The organism is Hymenobacter metallicola (assembly GCF_004745645.1).
In the GTDB taxonomy this organism is placed as follows: Bacteria; Bacteroidota; Bacteroidia; order Cytophagales; family Hymenobacteraceae; genus Hymenobacter; species Hymenobacter metallicola.
In genome coordinates, this window is the sequence record NZ_SRMB01000001.1 from 388,962 (window position 1) to 404,651 (window position 15,690).

At 61.8% G+C, this 15,690-nt stretch carries 13 protein-coding genes and 1 tRNA gene; 7 read left to right on the forward strand and 7 right to left on the reverse strand.

Annotation, left to right across the window (positions count from 1 at the left end; translation table 11 throughout):
- Nucleotide 1 precedes the first annotated feature (1 nt).
- Nucleotides 2-703 (reverse strand): dihydrofolate reductase family protein, encoded by a 702-nt coding sequence (locus E5K02_RS01610; RefSeq protein WP_135391561.1) that lies wholly within the window; start codon nucleotides 701-703, stop codon nucleotides 2-4.
- A gap of 421 nt (nucleotides 704-1,124) precedes the next feature.
- Between E5K02_RS01610 and E5K02_RS01615 the strand changes: the two genes are divergently transcribed.
- Nucleotides 1,125-1,904, forward strand: coding sequence for a DUF2490 domain-containing protein (locus tag E5K02_RS01615; RefSeq protein ID WP_135391562.1), 780 nt, complete (start codon nucleotides 1,125-1,127; stop codon nucleotides 1,902-1,904).
- Between the two features lie 109 nt (nucleotides 1,905-2,013).
- On the forward strand, nucleotides 2,014-2,874 hold the full coding sequence (locus tag E5K02_RS01620) for a sulfurtransferase (protein ID WP_135391563.1): 861 nt from the start codon (nucleotides 2,014-2,016) through the stop codon (nucleotides 2,872-2,874).
- A 25-nt stretch (nucleotides 2,875-2,899) separates the two neighbouring features.
- On the opposite strand, the gene E5K02_RS01625 is transcribed toward E5K02_RS01620, so the two are convergent.
- Nucleotides 2,900-3,430 (reverse strand): MOSC domain-containing protein, encoded by a 531-nt coding sequence (locus tag E5K02_RS01625; RefSeq protein WP_135391564.1) that lies wholly within the window; start codon nucleotides 3,428-3,430, stop codon nucleotides 2,900-2,902.
- 76 nt (nucleotides 3,431-3,506) lie between these two features.
- Complete coding sequence (locus E5K02_RS01630; RefSeq protein ID WP_206025916.1) at nucleotides 3,507-4,217, reverse strand: VIT1/CCC1 transporter family protein; 711 nt, start codon at nucleotides 4,215-4,217, stop codon at nucleotides 3,507-3,509.
- Between the two features lie 172 nt (nucleotides 4,218-4,389).
- Between E5K02_RS01630 and E5K02_RS01635 the strand changes: the two genes are divergently transcribed.
- Nucleotides 4,390-5,076 (forward strand): Dps family protein, encoded by a 687-nt coding sequence (locus tag E5K02_RS01635; protein ID WP_135391565.1) that lies wholly within the window; start codon nucleotides 4,390-4,392, stop codon nucleotides 5,074-5,076.
- A gap of 353 nt (nucleotides 5,077-5,429) precedes the next feature.
- Nucleotides 5,430-5,511 (forward strand) — tRNA-Leu (locus E5K02_RS01640).
- Nucleotides 5,512-5,644: 133 nt separating this feature from the next.
- Here E5K02_RS01640 and E5K02_RS01645 read toward each other — a convergent pair.
- On the reverse strand, nucleotides 5,645-7,195 hold the full coding sequence (locus tag E5K02_RS01645; RefSeq protein ID WP_135391566.1) for an NFACT RNA binding domain-containing protein: 1,551 nt from the start codon (nucleotides 7,193-7,195) through the stop codon (nucleotides 5,645-5,647).
- Nucleotides 7,196-7,385: 190 nt separating this feature from the next.
- Here E5K02_RS01645 and E5K02_RS01650 point away from each other — a divergent pair, with 190 nt between their 5' ends.
- The gene (locus E5K02_RS01650) at nucleotides 7,386-7,865 is read left to right on the forward strand and encodes a hypothetical protein (RefSeq protein ID WP_135391567.1); all 480 of its coding nucleotides are present in this window, start codon (nucleotides 7,386-7,388) and stop codon (nucleotides 7,863-7,865) included.
- Nucleotides 7,866-7,874: 9 nt separating this feature from the next.
- Here the strand turns inward: E5K02_RS01650 and E5K02_RS01655 are convergent, their stop codons facing one another.
- The 3 genes from E5K02_RS01655 to E5K02_RS01665 form a co-directional block, all read right to left on the reverse strand.
- Nucleotides 7,875-8,642: an MBL fold metallo-hydrolase gene (locus E5K02_RS01655; protein ID WP_167856244.1), complete on the reverse strand. Its 768-nt coding sequence runs from the start codon at nucleotides 8,640-8,642 to the stop codon at nucleotides 7,875-7,877.
- Between the two features lie 105 nt (nucleotides 8,643-8,747).
- Nucleotides 8,748-9,125 carry a response regulator gene (locus E5K02_RS01660; protein ID WP_135391568.1) on the reverse strand — a complete coding sequence of 126 codons (378 nt, stop codon included), beginning with the start codon at nucleotides 9,123-9,125 and terminating at the stop codon, nucleotides 8,748-8,750.
- A gap of 61 nt (nucleotides 9,126-9,186) precedes the next feature.
- A complete protein-coding gene (locus tag E5K02_RS01665) occupies nucleotides 9,187-13,299 on the reverse strand; it encodes a PAS domain S-box protein (protein ID WP_135391569.1) in 4,113 nt (1,370 codons plus the stop codon).
- A 146-nt stretch (nucleotides 13,300-13,445) separates the two neighbouring features.
- On the opposite strand from E5K02_RS01665, the gene E5K02_RS01670 reads away from it, so the two are divergent.
- Together E5K02_RS01670 and miaA are read left to right on the forward strand one after the other, a co-directional pair.
- Nucleotides 13,446-14,570 (forward strand): glycosyltransferase, encoded by a 1,125-nt coding sequence (locus E5K02_RS01670; RefSeq protein WP_135391570.1) that lies wholly within the window; start codon nucleotides 13,446-13,448, stop codon nucleotides 14,568-14,570.
- Nucleotides 14,567-15,472 carry a tRNA (adenosine(37)-N6)-dimethylallyltransferase MiaA gene (gene miaA, locus E5K02_RS01675; protein WP_135391571.1) on the forward strand — a complete coding sequence of 302 codons (906 nt, stop codon included), beginning with the start codon at nucleotides 14,567-14,569 and terminating at the stop codon, nucleotides 15,470-15,472. Before E5K02_RS01670 ends, miaA begins: the two co-directional genes overlap by 4 nt.
- Nucleotides 15,473-15,690: the final 218 nt, after the last annotated feature.

Here is a 15,690-nt window from a genome sequence, read left to right on the forward strand (position 1 = left end):
TTTAGCGGTCGAAGCGGTACTTGAGCCAGACCACGTCGTTATCGAGCTGCTTCACCTGAGTCAGCTTCAGGCGGGTGGCCGGGCCTTTGGTCAGGTAGTCACTGACTTCAAAAGTCGTCGGCGACGCAGGCGTGCCGTCGGCCAGGGGCAGCAGCAGCAGGCTCAGCTCGTCGATCAGGCCGGCGTTCAGCAACGAGCCGTTCAGGTGGCCGCCGCCTTCCAGCATCAGGGTCTGGATGGGAAACAGCGTGGCCAGCTGCTCCAGTACCGCGGCAAAGTCAATTTCCCGGGCCCCGGCAAACAGGTAGGAAATCTGCTTTTGCTGGAGGTAGTACAAGTACTCGTCGCTCACCTGCTCGGTCAGCACCTCGATGATATGGTCGCCGCCGGTTTCGTTGGTGTCCCAGCCCAGCTTACCGTGGGCATCCACGGCAATGGCGAAGGAAGTAGCGGCTGGGTTGCCGATAAAGGGCTCCCGGGCAATAGGCTGGGGCGGGGCCTGGGGCTCGGGCTGCACACCGCCCGAGAAGTCGCGCTCCATCGTGATGCGCCCGCACATCCAGGCCTGGCTGGTAAAGGTTTCGTGGTACTTCTCGAAGTAGCCGGCAAACGTATTGTAGATTTCTTCGTCCTGCCAGTTGCTGGACAGAATTTTGCCGTCCACCGACGACATCATGTGGCAAATTACGTGGGGTCTTTTCATAACGAATCTATACGGCCCGGCAGGGCCCGCGTACCGGGAGCGGGGCAGGGAAGGGGTGTTTCCAAAGGCTAGTAGGCATACGGCCGCACGTTACCCGCTTGCCGGTCAGCACGTTGCGGAAAGAAGATGCCGTGTTTTTAAACGAAAAGGCGGGCTAGCTACCCTTATCGAGAGTCTATAACCGCCGCGGGGGGCCGAGGTTTCGTTTTAGCTATAGCAGAAGCGGCTCGGTTGGCCCCGCGCCCGGTAGTAGCCAGCACCGGCCGCCGCCGAATTCAACGAATGCCGCTTGTTACAGCAGCGCCACCTTTCCCTTGGCGCCGCCGTATTGGGGGGCCGGCCGGTACCGGCGGCTAAACGGGCCGGCGCGGGTTTCCCGGCTTCCGGCTTACCTTCGCCGCCCCAATCACCATCCTGCTCCATGAACAAAGCGTTGTGCCTTGCCGCAGTCCTTCCTGCCTTAGTTAGCTATCAGGCCGCCCACGCCCAAACGCCGGGCCCCTGGGGCAGCTGGGGTATTGGTACGGTGGTGCTGCCGGGCAGCGTGGAGAAGAAGTGGGGCGGGTACGCCGAGGTGCAAGCCCGCTCCAACCGGCTGTTCAACCAGTACTTCTACAATGAGCTGAAGGGGGGCGTCAGCTACAATCTGGATAAAAACTTCACGGTACTGCTGGGCGCGGGGCGCTACCACACCTACGATGAGCCCGGCCCGGTGAACGTGGAAAAGCGCCTGTGGCAGCAGCTGGTGCTGAGCCAGTTTATGGACCGCCTCAAGCTTGAGCACCGCTACCGCGTGGAGCAGCGCTGGCAGACCTTCCCGACGGACGGCGGCAACGACAGCACGGCGTTTCGGCAGCGCCTGCGCTACCGTCTCAACGCCTTCTTGCCCCTGTTTCACCACACCATCACCGACAAGACCCTGTTTCTGTCGGTCTACGACGAAATATTTCTCAACCCCAGGGGGCCGGTGTTTGAGCGTAACCGGGTGTACGCTGGCGTAGGCTACCAGTTCGACAAGCACTTGAGCGCGCAGCTGGGCTGGGTGCGGCAAGCCAATTATACGCAGCCGAGGCTGCAGCAGGGGCAAATAGTGCCCCTGACCACCTCCACCAAGAACAACGTGGTAGTTACCCTTATTTACAAGCTGGCCCACCGCAATTCCACGCCCGTGCCCGAGTCCTTGCCTTCCCAGCAGGACTAAGCCGAGCCGGGCAGTTGGGGCCGGGGCGGGGTACTGGGCCGAAGCGGCTTATCTTGGGCACGCGCCGGTCCTGACGACGGGCGCGTGCCCATGTTTTAGCACCCCGCATATGCAGCCAACTCCCTCCCCCAATCAGCACCTCCTCGATGCCGCCGAGCTGCTGCAGCGCCAACAAACCGAAAGCTTCGTGCTCATCGACGCCCGGTCTGGTCCCGAGGCCCGCCTACGCTACCAGGCGGGCCACCTGCCCGGGGCTCTCTTCGTGGACCTGGAGCAGGACCTGGCCCGGGTGGTGGCCGATGCGGCCCAGGGCGGCCGCCACCCTTTGCCACCCCTACCCGACTTTGTCCGGCTTCTGGGCCAGCTGGGAATCGGGCCGGCTAGCACGGTAGTCGTGTATGATGATAAAAGCGGCGCCAACGCGGCGGCCCGGTTCTGGTGGATGCTGCGCAGCGCCGGGCACACCAGCGTGCAGGTGCTGGATGGGGGCCTGGCCGCCGCCGTGGCCGCGGGCTTCGCGCTAACCGACGCCCCGGAGCAGCCCGTGCCCGTGGCGCCCTACCCGGCCCTGAACTGGCAGCTGCCCCTGGCCACTGCCGCCGAGGTGCAGCACGCCTCCCAAACCGGTAGCCACCTCATCCTTGATGTGCGCGAAGCACCCCGGTACCGGGGCGAAACCGAGCCCATTGACCTAGTGGCCGGCCACATTCCCGGGGCTGTTAATGTGCCATTTACCGGCAATCTGACCCCGGACGGGCACTACTTGAGCCCCCAACAGCTTCAGCAGAAATATGCGGCGGTGCTGGCCGGGCGGGACGCTCAGGAAGTTATAGTGCACTGCGGCTCGGGCGTGACGGCCTGCCACACTCTGCTGGCCTTTACCCAGGCCGGCCTCGGCACGCCCCGCCTGTATGTGGGCTCCTGGAGCGAATGGTCCCGCAACGACTTTCCCCAGGCCACCGGCGCGTAATGGGTCCGGGCAAGCAGTCCGAAAGCTACGGAGTTGGCTCGGCTGGCAGCACCTGTACCGCGTCGCCCACCCGGAGCCGGCCGCCCTGCACGATGCGGGCCGTCAGGCCCCCGTGGCCGCGCATGGCGTTGTAGCCGCCCGGGCCCAGTTCCTCCTCCATACGGGAGCAGGGGTGGCACTCCCCGGTTATTTCCAGAATCACTTCGTCGCCGAGTCGGACGCGCCGGTTTTTCAGCGCCAGCAGATTCAGGCCGCTGATGACCAGGTTGCGGCGCAGGCGGCCCGGGTCGATGGGGGAGGACTGGCCCAGAAATCCGGCTACCGAGGCCAGATGCTCGTGCTGCACCAGAGTTATCTGCCGCTTGCCCCCCGGCTTCACGCGGGCATGGTCGCCCTGCAGGCGGGCATCGGTGAGCACCTCTACTTCGGATAAGCTCACCAACGGTTCGCGCCGCACGGGCCGGATGCCGATCCACTCCACGCGGCCCTCCTGGGGCAGGGTATTGAGCAAGCGGGTTACGACGGATTTATCGTCGCCGAAAAAAGGGAAGGCCATGGTCGGGGGCTAGAGTAAAGGGATAAGTGCTGAAAAGGTAACAGCCCTGGTACGGTTGTGGGGCGGCCCGTGGGCATTAGCCGCCGATTTGCCGGGCCACAAAATACGCTGCCCCCGCCGCCAACGCGCCGGTGCCCGCCATTTTCAGGGCTCCGGCCACGGGCGGCTGCCCGGTTAGGCGGCTCTTCAGGTAGCCGAAGATGAGCAGGCACACCAGCGTAATAACGGCCGACCAGAGCAGGCCCTCAGTGGGCGTGGCCGTAACAAAATAAGCACTGAGCGGAATCAGGCCGCCCGCGGCGTAGGAGAGGCTGATGGTGGCCGCACTCTTGGGTGCCTGCCGCGGGTCGGGCTTCTCCAGGCCCAACTCATACTTCATCATAAACCTGACCCACTGCTCGGGGTCGGCCGTCAGCTCCTGCACGGCCAGTTCCCGGGTGGCTTCTGAGAGGCCGATTTCGGCCAGCAGGTCGCGCACCTCGGCCCGCTCTACCTCCGGTACTTCCCGTACCTCGCGGTACTCGCGGGCCAGCTCGGCCTCGTAGTGCTCTACCTCGGTGCGGCCGGCCAGGTAGCCCCCCAGGCCCATGGCAATGGAGCCGGCCACAATTTCGGCCAGGCCCGCCGTAATCACCAGCGCCGCCGACTGCACCGCCCCGCTCAGGCCCGCGGCCAGGGCAAAGGGCACGGTGAGCCCGTCGGAGAGGCCAATAACAATGTCCTGCAGCATCGCCGAGCTGGTCAGGTGGTCTTCGGGGTGTGGGTGCAGATGCGCGTGGACGGCCATAGAAACTTCTAACCGGAAAGCGGGACGGAGGTTGCCAAGATAGAACCCGATTGGGACTGTCTGGGCCCAGCGGCAGCCGGTGGGGGCCACAAAACCCGGAACCTAGCGCGTTGACACTCGTAAAGCCCGGTAGTGGCCGCCCTGGCCATAGTACTTTCTGCTTCTCTACCTAATGGCTACCAAAGACACAACCCTCGCCAAGAAACCCGCTGCCGCCAAGGCCGCGGCTCCTAAAAAAGTTTCGCCCACTGCCTCCACGGGCGCTACTCCCAATAACGGCCAAGATGGGCCTAGTGTGCAGCCCGTGCTCAACCAGCAGTTCAACGCCCCGGCCGCCCTTCAGAAGTACGGCACTGTGTCGCAGCGCCTGCCGATTGGCCTGGACGAAAAGACCCGGCAGGAAAGCGTCAACAACCTCAACCAGATGCTGGCCGACACCATCACCCTGCGCGACCTTTACAAAAAACACCACTGGCAGGTAGTAGGTCCCACTTTCTACCAGCTTCACCTGCTCTACGACAAGCACTACGAAGAGCAAAGCGTGCTCGTTGATACCATTGCCGAGCGCATCCAGATTCTGGGTGGCGTGGCCGTAGCCATGGCCCACGACGTAGCCGAGCTGGCCAGCATTCCACGCCCGCCCCGCGACCGGGAAGAGGCCCCAATTCAGGTGTCGCGGCTGCTGGAGGCGCACCAGATTATCCTCAAAAACTGCCACGAGTTTGCCAAACAAGCCGATGAAAGCGGCGACGATGGCACCAACGACCTGCTGGTAAGCGAAGTGTTGCGCGCCAACGAAATGCAGGTGTGGTTCGTCTCGGAACACGTAGTCGACACTCCGCTGGCCCGCGCTGAGTAAGCCTCGCTGCCAGACTTGGCAAAAAAGCCCGCTTCCTAACCGGTGGCGGGCTTTTTTGTAGGCTACTCCAACTGACCAAGCCGAAAACAGGGCGAGCAAAGCAGGAGTTGAGGACACTGGCTAGGCCTGATGCCATGAGCAGGGAACGGTTGCTTAAATTTTTCCGGCGGGCTTTATCCTTGATTCTTAGCTTGTCAGACTTCGCAGCTCACCTGGGACGGTTCTTTTTTGCAGAAAAAACACCTTTCCGCTTGCACCGCTTGGGCCAACCGGCTACTTTTGTCCCCACTTCGCCGCCTCAGCGAAGTCAGCAGCCCCGGTTGCTGCTGCGAATACCGCTTTCTTACCCCTCTGCGCACGTGGTGAAACTGGTAGACACGCCATCTTGAGGGGGTGGTGCCTTCGGGTGTGGGAGTTCGAATCTCCCCGCGCGCACACCGGCTGAAATAGCCAAACAAAAAGCCTAACCTGGAAGCAGGTTGGGCTTTTTGTTTGGCCCTGGATGAAGCATTTCCGGCAACAGGGCAGATGGCAGCCGCCATTCGATACGCTTCTCGGTGGCCGGTTCTTACTGAACCCGCTCGAAGGGGTTGGCGGGTACTACCAGCACCACCCGCTCCCGTTCCACTACTACCTGTCCGGCTACGGCACCTTTGCGCTTGCGCACAAACTTCTTGGGCGTCACGGTTACCGGGCAGAGGGAGTCGTTTTTGCGGCGGGAATACCAGGCGGCCAGCTGGGCGGCCCGCTCCACCACGGGCTCGGGGGTGGTCTGCCCCGGCTTTTGCTTGATAACCACGTGGGAGCCGGTTACGTCCTTGGCGTGCAGCCACAGGTCGTCTTTGTGGGCGTAGCGCTGGGTGAGCAGGTCGTTGTTCTGGGCATTGCGGCCCACCAGAATGGTGTAGCCGCTGTCGGTAAACACCTTGAAAGGCAGCTCGGCCGCCTCCTTGGCTTTGGTTTCGGGTTGCAGGTCGTGGGTTTTGCGCCAAGTGCGCAGGCTGCGTAGGTCCGTGATGCTGGCTAGCTCCTCCAGGCGCTCTAGGCACCACAAGGCCTCCGTCTCGCGCCGCTCCACGCGCTCCTGCAGCTGCTCGGTTTCGATCTTCTGGTTTTTGGCCTTGCGGTACAGATTCTGAGCCGTGCGCTGGGGTGTTTCAGTGGCCTTGAGCTTGAGGGTGCGCCGCTGGTCGTTCTGGTAAAAATCCACGACCTCCACCTGCGTGGCGCCGGCCGGAATCTGCGTCAGGTTGGCCATAATCAGGTCGGCGGTTTGGCGGTAGCCGGCCGTGTGCTCCAGCGCGTAGAGGCGGGTGCGGGCCTGGCTGGCGCTGACGGTAGCTTCTTCGGCTCGTTTCTCCAGTTCCTGCCGCACCTGTCGCAGCTCGGTTTCGTAGGCCCGCCGCCCCAGCGTCAGGGGCACAAACAGGCGCAGGGCTGCCACGGGGTCGGGGGGCAGGGTCTGCTCTACTTCACCGATGGGCAGCAAGGTCAGGCGGGTTTTGCCCTCAATGGCCGTCAGGTAGAAGTGGGCCGGGTTTTCCAGCTGGGCCACCACTTGCTGCACCAGCTGCTGGCGCTGTGCTGGGTTGGCCGCGTCGTAGCCGTGGGCACGCAGGTAGCGGGGCGGCACGTCGCCCAGGGCCGGGAAGCTGCGGAGCGGGTTTAGCGGGTCGGGGGCTGGCTCGGGGGCCGGGGCCAGGTCGGCGTCGGCCAGGTAGCGCTGGTGAAACAGCTCGGCCCCGGCCTCGGGGGAGGAGCGAAACACCGCATTTGGGCGCGGTCCGTAGAGCTTGAACAGCAGGGTCGCGTCGTCGCTGAAGCGCAGGCGCAAGACCCGGTCGTGGGGAAATACGCTCACCTCGGCCACTGTTTTGCCCAGCAGGCCGGGCAGCAGGTCCACCGAATTGGTGCGGGCCCGGTGAAAGGTTTCGGGCAGGGCCAGGGCCGTGAAGCCCGCCGACAGCTGGGCCTTGACCCAGAACTCCGCCGTGCCATTGGTCAGCCCGACAACCAACTCATCCTTTTCCTGCGAAAAACACGTGGCTACGGTAAAACCAGCCAACTGCTGGGTAAGGGCCGGGGCCAGCTGGCGCAGGAAGTAATAGTTATTGTGCATGGATACTCAGGGGAAAAAAGGGGCTCAGGCAACCGGCAGCACCTGGGCAAGACGCCGGAGGCGGGGCCAAGAATAGCAGGTGGGCGAAAACTTTGTAGGGGAGGGGTGCAACTATTTGGGCCAGTACTGAATCATGCAACAGCCAAAGGCTGCCAACGCCTGACCACCGCTACCTGTTGCTATTCGTACCATGAAATCAACTCTACTATTTCTTACGCTCACTTTGGTGGGATCCGCCTGCCAGAAAACGGCCATCGACCCAGAAGCGGCCCCCCAGGATTTCGCCGTAGACTTTAACAAGGACTTTGGACTCCACCATCGGCAACAGGCTACGCTGCCCGCCACCAGCGGAGCCGAACTCACCCTGCGGCTGGAAGAGCTGCATACCTCCTTTTGCCCCGAGGGGATGATGTGCATAGTGGGTCCGTCGGCGTGGCCGGTGCTAACCATATCGGATGCCAACGGCCAGCAGCAGCAGTTGACCTTGCCCAAGAACCAGGCTCGAACCTGGAGCGGAACCTGGTTGGACACGGCCAGCATACGGGCCAACGGCCGCCGGTACCTGCTCACCTATACCCAGTGGGACCTCGAGCGGGTGCCCGCTAAGGGCAAAGGGCCCGCCAAAGCCGACTGGGTGCTCTGGTTTCACGTCGACAAGGCCAATCGGTAGCGTTGCCAGCTACAGCGTCACCTGTAGTCCATCGTAAGCCAGGCGGATGAAGTCGGGCAGGGTGGCTTCTACCTCGCGGTGCTTGCCGAGCTGGTGGCCAATGTGGGTCAGGTAGCCCACGCGCGGGGCCAGATCGGTGAGAATGTCGACGGCTTCGGGCAGGGAGTAGTGAGAAATGTGCTGCTCGTGGCGCAGGGCGTTCAGCACAATTATTTCCGAGCCCCGCACCCGCTCCATCGACTCCGGCGACAGGTAGTTTGCATCGGTAATGTAGGTGAAGTTGCCAATCCGAAAACCCAGCACCGGCAGCTTGTAGTGCTGGGCCCGGATGGGGTGCACTTCCACGCCCTCCACCAGAAAGCTTTCCGTGTCGCTCAGAATCGGCATGGTTTGCACCTTGGGCACGCCCGGGTACTTGTGCTCGGCAAAGATGTAGGCGTATTCCCGCCGCAGCTGGTCCAGCACCCGGGGCTCGGCGTACACGGGCATGTCCTGCTGCTGCTTGAAGTTGTAGGCCCGGATGTCGTCCATGCCGGCCGTGTGGTCTTTGTGCTCGTGGGTGAATACCAGCGCGTCCAGGTGGTCGATGCGGGCCCGCAGCACCTGCTGCCGAAAGTCGGGCCCCGAGTCGATAATCAGGCTCTTGCCCTGCGTCTGGATATGCACCGACACGCGCAAGCGCTTGTCGCGGTAATCCACTGAGCTGCACACGGCACAGTGGCAGCCTATCATGGGCACCCCCTGCGACGTACCGGTACCAAGAAACGTGACTTGCACTTCGTCTGAATTAGCAACTAGCAAGTAAGAATCAGGAACGAAGGGATTCCGCTTTCGTGCGCTCCTTCATTCCTGATTCTTACCTGCTATTTCTTACGTAAAAGCTTATCCGATGTATTGTTTTACCACGCGTACGAGGGCATCAAAGTCGAGTGGTTTGGGTAGGTAGTCGGTTACGCCAGCTTCGCGGAATTGCTCCATCGAGTAATTATTGGCGTTGCCGGTAATGGCAATAATCGGAATCTGGGCAATGCGTGGGTCGGCGTTGCGGCGAATTTCCCGGGTGCACTCCATGCCGTCCTTTACCGGAATATTAATGTCCATCAGCACGCAGTCGATGGGTTGCGACTCGACCTGTTTGATTACTTCCCCGCCATTTTTAGCCGATACGATTCGGTATTTCTGGAGCTCCAGAATTTTCTTGGTCAGGTTTAAAATAACAGAGCTATCCTCTGCTATCAGGATGGTTTTAGAATCAGCCATGGGAAAGAAAGTTTACGGTCGGAAGTGGTAAGGAAGGGTCGGTTACAAATTACTACGGCATTTACTCGCTCTGGGTAACAGCCTGATACGTTTTGGTAAAGACGCCGAAGTGGTGCATGATAGTGCGAAAATCCCGTTCTACGTGGTCAAGTTGGCCTTTTTTTAGGTCATGTTCCAAGCTTTTCACGTGTTCGGCCAGCTCATTGATGCCCAACGTGAAGCCCGTACCCTTGAGCTGGTGCAGGTGGGGCAGGATCTGCTCGTACTGCTGTTGGTCCACCAAAGCCTGCGCTTCGCTGAGCACCTGCCCGGCTTCCTGTTCAAAATCAGCGTAGAGCTGGGCGGCAAATTCGGCCCCGCCCAGCTGCCGCAACTGGTCCAGTACTTCCGGATCGATGAAGACAACTTCCTCGGGCTCGGCTGGGGCAGCAGCAGCCGTATCGTAGGGCACCTCGGGCTCGGCCACCGGCGTTTCCGGGGGGGCGTCGGGGGCGGCCGAGAGGTGCAGGGCGGCCAGCCGCTCGTTGGCCCCGGTCCAGCGCAGCAGCACGGTGTAGAGGTCCTGCGACTTGACGGGCTTGGAGATGTAGTCGTCCATACCCTGCTGCACAAACCGCTCGGCGTCCTCCTTCATCGAGTAGGCCGTCATGGCCACAATGGGGGGGCACTGCCGGCCCAACCGCTGCCGGATTTCGTGCATGGCCGTGATGCCGTCCATTTCGGGCATCTGAATGTCCATGAAAATCAGCTCGTAGTTGCCGGTTGGGGCCGTTGCTTTGCTGATGGCCTCAAACCCGTCGCTGGCCACGTCGATCTGGCAGCCCAGCTTGTCGAGCAGGCGCACGGCCACTTTCTGGTTGATGGGGTTGTCGTCGACGAGCAGCACCCGCGGGGCCGTTTCCAGGCGCATGATTTCGTGGCTCCGGTCGCGGGAAGCCACGCGCTCCTGCACGATTTCCTCTTCGTTGTAGGCCACCCGGCAGCGCATCGTAAACCAGAAGGTGGACCCGTCGTCGGTGTTGGAAATCATGCCGATTTCCCCGCCCAACAGCTCGGCCAATTGCTTGCTGATGGCCAGCCCCAGGCCCGTGCCCCCGAAGGCCTTGGTGGGCGTCGTGTCGAGTTGGGTGAAATTGGTGAACAGCAGCTTGGCATTAGCCGGCGAAATCCCGATGCCCGAGTCCTGCACGGCGAAGCGCAGGGTATGCTCAATGCCGTCCGTGGATACCGACGAGACGATGATGCTCACCGTGCCGGCCGCCGTGAACTTAATGGCGTTGGAAGTCAGGTTGCTCAGGATCTGCAGCACCCGGGTTTCGTCCGTAATGATGAAGCGCGGGGTGTGCGGGGTGATATGGTAGGTGAATTTGAGGTGCTTCTGGTTGGCGCGGTTGGCAAACAGCGAGTGAATCTTTTCCAGGGTGTAGTGCAGGTCGATGCCCGACTCATTGAGCTGGAGCTTGCCGGCCTGAATCTTGGAGAGGTCCAGAATATCATTCAGAATCGTGAGGAGCGCGTCGCTCGACTTGCGCAGCGTGTCCACGTACTCTTCCTGCTCTTCCGAGGCCACGGTCTGGTGCAGCAAGTCAATCATGCCGATAATACCGTTCATGGGGGTGCGCAGCTCGTGGCTCATGTTGGCCAGGAATTGCGTCTTGGCTTCGAGTGCCGTTTCGGCTTCCTCCTTGGCCTGGCGCAGGTCGTCCTGCATCTGCTTCAGCTCGGTAATGTCGCGCCCGATGCCTTCCGTGCCGGCCGGTCCGTCGTTGACCATGCGCGCATTCACCAGCACACTGACCGCATGCCCCTGCTTGTGGCGCATGTCGATTTCGATGTTGCGAGCTTCCCCGAACTGCTGAATGCTGGCCAGCAAGTCGTTGCGCTGCTCCGGGTGCACGTAGTAGTCCATGATGGGCGTGCCAATCACCTCTTCGGGCTCGTAGCCCAGCATGTCGTGCACCGAAGGACTGACCAGGGTTAGCACTCCCTTGCCGTCGGTGCGGTAGTACACGTCCTGGAACGACTCGAAAATGGCCCGGAACTTCTCTTCCTGGGCGGCCAGCTCCAGCTGGGAGCGTTTTTTCTCGGTGATGTCGTGGGCCATGCCCGAAATTTCCTCGAAGGTGCCGTCGTCCAGGTAAATCGGGTTGAGGTAGACTTCGCGCCAGGTATCCTGGCCCCGCAGGTCGCGCCCGCGCACCTCGAAGCGCTGGGGCTGGCCCTGAAACGCCCGGCGGTAATTTTCCACAAAGGCCTCGCGGGCTTCTTCCTCCATCATGCCCAGATCGGCCTGCCAGAGATTCACGTTCAGGGAGGGGTACACGCCGTTGCGGCGCAGGAAGTAGGCCGAGTAGTTGCGGTTGAACGAGGTCAGGCGCGAGTGCATGTCCACCGACCACATCAGGTGGGAGCCGCTCTCGAAAATGGCGTTCAGGCGGGCATTCTGCTTGTTGATCTGCACCTCATTGCGCTTGCGCTCAATGGCCAGCGCCACCTGGTTGGAAATAAAGTGCAGAATCTCGATGTCGGCCGCCGAGTAGGCATCGGCCTTGTGGTAGTCCTGCACGGCAATGACGCCAATAATTCGCTCCCCGATGCTCAGGGGCGAGCAGAGCATGACTTCCGGCATCAGCCCGTAAGCCGTAATGGTTCCGTTGGCAATGAGCTCCTGCAGCTCGGGCCGCAGCAGATACTGGGGCCGCCCGGTGCGGATAATGTATTCCGACACGCCCGACGAAAACGGCCGCGACACGAGGCCTTGCTCGCCCTGGATGTTCTGGTCGACGAAGTAGCTGAACTGCAGTTGGGTGCGCGCGTCGTCGCAGAGGGCAATGTAGAAGTTATTGGTTTCGATGATCTTGCTCAGCTCCCGGTGAATGGCTCCGTAGAGCGACTGTAAATCCTTGGAGCTGATGGCCAGGTTGGCAATGCTATAGTATACCTTCTGCAGGCGCTCGGCCTTGATCCGGTCGGTGATGTCGTGCAGGATAGCGCGGGTGCTCACCGGCTCGTCGTCCTGCCAGGAACAGCTGATGGAGCCAATCAGGTGAATGGGCTTGCCGGTCTTGGTCAGAAAGACGGTTTCGAGCTTGTTGACTTTTTCGCCCTTGTAAAGGTTGCGTAGCTGGTAGAGGAGCTTGGCCTTGTAGTAGGGGTGCACCACGTCGCCCAGCGTCATTTGCGTCAGGTCTTCGTCGGTAAAGCCCAGCTTTTCCTTCCAGGCCTTGTTCACGAACAGGAAGCGGTTGTCGATGCTCAGGTTCTGAATCAGGTCGTGGGCGTTGTCCAGAAAGTCCTGCAGGCGGTGGCGGTTGTCGGTCAGGGCCCGGGCCGCCACGTGCCGGTCGGTGTAGTCGCGGCCCACCACAAACATGCCGGTGATATGGCCGTCGAAGTCGCGGGAGAACTCGGCGTGCCAGTACACCATGCGCGTCTGGCCCGACTTGGTGATGATGGCCCGTTCGTAAAAATCCTGGAGCTGCTCGGTTTCAATGCAGGTCAGGTAGGCCTTGTAGAGCTTCTCCCGGTCGGGTGCCGGGGTAAAGGTTTCGTGGAAATTGCGGCCGATAATTTCTTCCCGGGTGTACTCGGTGTAGTGCAGAAAGAAGTCGTTGACGTCCTCGATATTGCCATGGCGGTCGGCGCGCACGTAGCTCAGGTTGGTGCGGCTCAGCAAGTCGCGCAGCTGCTGCTGGGTGCGGTCCAGCACCTGCTGCTGCGTAAACGTCTCGTGGCGGCGCTGGCCCTGGGTAACGTCGCGCAGGGTGAGCTGAACCCGGTGCTGGCCCTCGGCCACGGTCACGCGGTGCAGGGTCACCCAGGCATCGAGTGATGTAAAGTCGCTGTGTCGGCCGTACCACCATTTCGAGAATTTGGTGCCGGTCTGGGCCGTGTGCAGCACCGCTTCGTGCAGCATCTGCTCCGACAGCCAGTGGTCGTGCCGTTCCTCCTGCGGGGGCACGGCAAAGGCCATCAGGCCCGCGCTCAGCAGCTCCGGGCGGGTCGTGCCCAGCAGGCGCAGCGCCGTTTGGTTGCAGTCGACCAGCCCGCCCTGCTCGTTGTAGAGAAGCATAGCGTCGTAGGCTTCCTCAAAAAGGGCGCGGTAAAAGTCAGCACTGGAAGCCGGGGCAGCTCCCGGCGCTGAGGTAGCCGGTGTTACAGAGTGAATCGGCATCGGGTAGGGTAGGCGGTCCGCGGCGGGGCTTGGCCCACCACTACTGACCAGTACGCGAATTTTAACTCCTTAAATTTGTCAAAAATATCCCAGATACTGCGTTTTCAAGGGCGATTCTGCTCCGAAAAAAGGCCGCTGATTGCTCTATGCGCACCCTTATCTTCACGGTAACCACCGACTTAAACTACGACCAGCGCATGCAGCGAATTTGCGGCAGCCTGGCCCGGCACGGCTACCAGGTGTTGCTCGTAGGACGCCAATGGCCTGCCTCCCAACCCCTGACAGTACAACCGTACCGGCAACACCGCTTACGCTGCTGGAACAATAAAGGCAAATTATTCTATTTAGAATTCAACCTGCGTCTGTTTTTCTATCTGCTAGGGCAGCGGGCGGCGGCCTGGTGCGCCATTGATCTGGACACGGCCCTGCCCGTGTGGCTGCGGGCCCGGGTGGCCGGGCAGCCTTTTGTGTATGACGCGCACGAGCTTTTCACGGAAGTGCCCGAAGTGGTAGCCCGGCCCGGCATTCAGCGGCTGTGGCGCGCCGTCGAGCGGTTTGTGGTGCCCCGCACCACGCTGGCCTACACCGTGGGGCCAGCCCTGGCGCGGGTGTTCGAGCAGCGCTACCAGCGGCCCTTTGCCGTGGTGCGCAACATTAGTCGCCTCGGGGCCGAACTGCCCCCCGCGCCGGTTGCCGCGCCCCCCGACGGGTATATTTTGTACCAGGGAGCCTTGAATGCGGGCCGGGGCTTGGAAGCCTTGCTCGAGGCCATGCCCGCGGTGGCGGGCCGGTTGGTGCTGTGCGGGGAAGGAGACTTGTCGGAAGACCTGCGTGCCCGCGCCGCCCGCCTGGGCCTGCTCGATTCCGGTAAAGTTGAATTCCGGGGCTACGTACTGCCCGAGGCGCTGCGGGCGGTGACGAGCCAGGCGGCGGTAGGTATTATGCTGCTCGAAAACCAGGGCCTGAGCTATTATTATTCCCTGGCCAATAAATTTTTCGACTACCTGCACGCCGGGATTCCCCAACTCATCGTCGATTTTCCGGAGTACCGCTACCTCAATCAGCAGTACGAAGTGGCCGAGGTTGTGGAGCTGACGCCTGAATCTATTGCTGGGGCCCTGAACGGGCTGCTGCGCGACAACCCGGCCCGCTACCACGAGCTGGCCCAGAACTGCCGCCGGGCCCGGCAGGCCTTCAACTGGCAACAGGAAGAGCACCACCTGTTGGCCCTCTACCAGAGCCTGTGGGCTCCTCACACCACTCCTGCATGAATTCTCTACTTCCCGCCACCCCGCCTCAGCACCCTACTTTGCTGGTCATATCCGGCCCCACAGCCGTGGGCAAAACGGCCCTGTGCGTAGAACTGGCCCAGCACTACCAGACCGACATCATTTCCGCCGACTCCCGCCAGTTCTTCCGGGAGCTGAGCATTGGTACGGCCAAGCCCACGCCGGCCGAAATGCAGGGTGTGCAACACCATTTCATCGACTCGCACAGCATCACGGAGGACTACAATGCCGGGCGTTTTGAGGTTGACTGCCTGGCGCTGCTGGCGGAGCTGTTTCAGGAGAAGAAACTGGTTATTCTGACCGGGGGGTCGGGCCTCTACCTGCAGGCAGTAACCGAGGGCTTGGATGAAATGCCCCTGGCCGACCTGGCCGTGCGGGCCGCTTTGCAGCAGGAGCTGGCCGAGCACGGCTTGCCGCCCTTGGTGGCCGAGCTGCAGCGCCTCGACCCGGTTACCTACGCCCGCATCGACCGGCAAAACCACCAGCGCGTGGTGCGGGCCCTGGAAGTGACGCGCAGCACGGGCCAGCCGTTTTCGAGCTTCCACACGCCCAAAGTAGCCAAGGAGCGGCCCTTTCAAACCATCAAGATTGCCCTGAGCCGCGACCGGGAAGAGCTTTATCAGCGCATCGACCAACGGGTGGAGCAGATGCTGGCAGCCGGCCTGCTGGAAGAGGCAACAGCCTTGCTGCCCTACCGCCACCACAACGCCCTGCAAACCGTGGGCTACCAGGAAATATTCGATTACCTCGACGGCCTGCACGACTGGCCCGAGGCCGTGCGCCTACTCAAGCGCAACACCCGCCACTACGCCAAGCGCCAGCTCACCTGGCTCCGCCGCGACCCGGAGTATCAGTGGGTGCACCCCGAGGCGGTGAAATGGTGAAACGGGGTGTTGTTGTTCGAGCGGCGCCATTTTACCTGTCCTTGCGAGCAAGCATGACGAAGCCATCCGGCCTCTGCGAAGTACGACTCGAAAAAGCCCCTTACTGCCGCGTGGAGTAAGGGGCTTTTCAGTGAAGGAAGCTTTCCGCATTTCAGAGGCCGGATGGCTTCGTGCCACAAGTAAAACAGCGTTAGCGCGGTGAGAATAGAGAACTCACT

Excerpts from the sequence above, each read along its gene's own strand:
- E5K02_RS01610 (WP_135391561.1), bottom strand. The coding sequence starts at position 703 with ATGAAAAGACCCCACGTAATTTGCCACATGATGTCGTCGGTGGACGGC.
- E5K02_RS01615 (WP_135391562.1), top strand. The coding sequence starts at position 1,125 with ATGAACAAAGCGTTGTGCCTTGCCGCAGTCCTTCCTGCCTTAGTTAGC.
- E5K02_RS01620 (WP_135391563.1), top strand. The coding sequence starts at position 2,014 with ATGCAGCCAACTCCCTCCCCCAATCAGCACCTCCTCGATGCCGCCGAG.
- E5K02_RS01625 (WP_135391564.1), bottom strand. The coding sequence starts at position 3,430 with ATGGCCTTCCCTTTTTTCGGCGACGATAAATCCGTCGTAACCCGCTTG.
- E5K02_RS01630 (WP_206025916.1), bottom strand. The coding sequence starts at position 4,217 with ATGGCCGTCCACGCGCATCTGCACCCACACCCCGAAGACCACCTGACC.
- E5K02_RS01635 (WP_135391565.1), top strand. The coding sequence starts at position 4,390 with ATGGCTACCAAAGACACAACCCTCGCCAAGAAACCCGCTGCCGCCAAG.
- E5K02_RS01645 (WP_135391566.1), bottom strand. The coding sequence starts at position 7,195 with ATGCACAATAACTATTACTTCCTGCGCCAGCTGGCCCCGGCCCTTACC.
- E5K02_RS01650 (WP_135391567.1), top strand. The coding sequence starts at position 7,386 with ATGAAATCAACTCTACTATTTCTTACGCTCACTTTGGTGGGATCCGCC.
- E5K02_RS01660 (WP_135391568.1), bottom strand. The coding sequence starts at position 9,125 with ATGGCTGATTCTAAAACCATCCTGATAGCAGAGGATAGCTCTGTTATT.
- E5K02_RS01665 (WP_135391569.1), bottom strand. The coding sequence starts at position 13,299 with ATGCCGATTCACTCTGTAACACCGGCTACCTCAGCGCCGGGAGCTGCC.
- E5K02_RS01670 (WP_135391570.1), top strand. The coding sequence starts at position 13,446 with ATGCGCACCCTTATCTTCACGGTAACCACCGACTTAAACTACGACCAG.
- miaA (WP_135391571.1), top strand. The coding sequence starts at position 14,567 with ATGAATTCTCTACTTCCCGCCACCCCGCCTCAGCACCCTACTTTGCTG.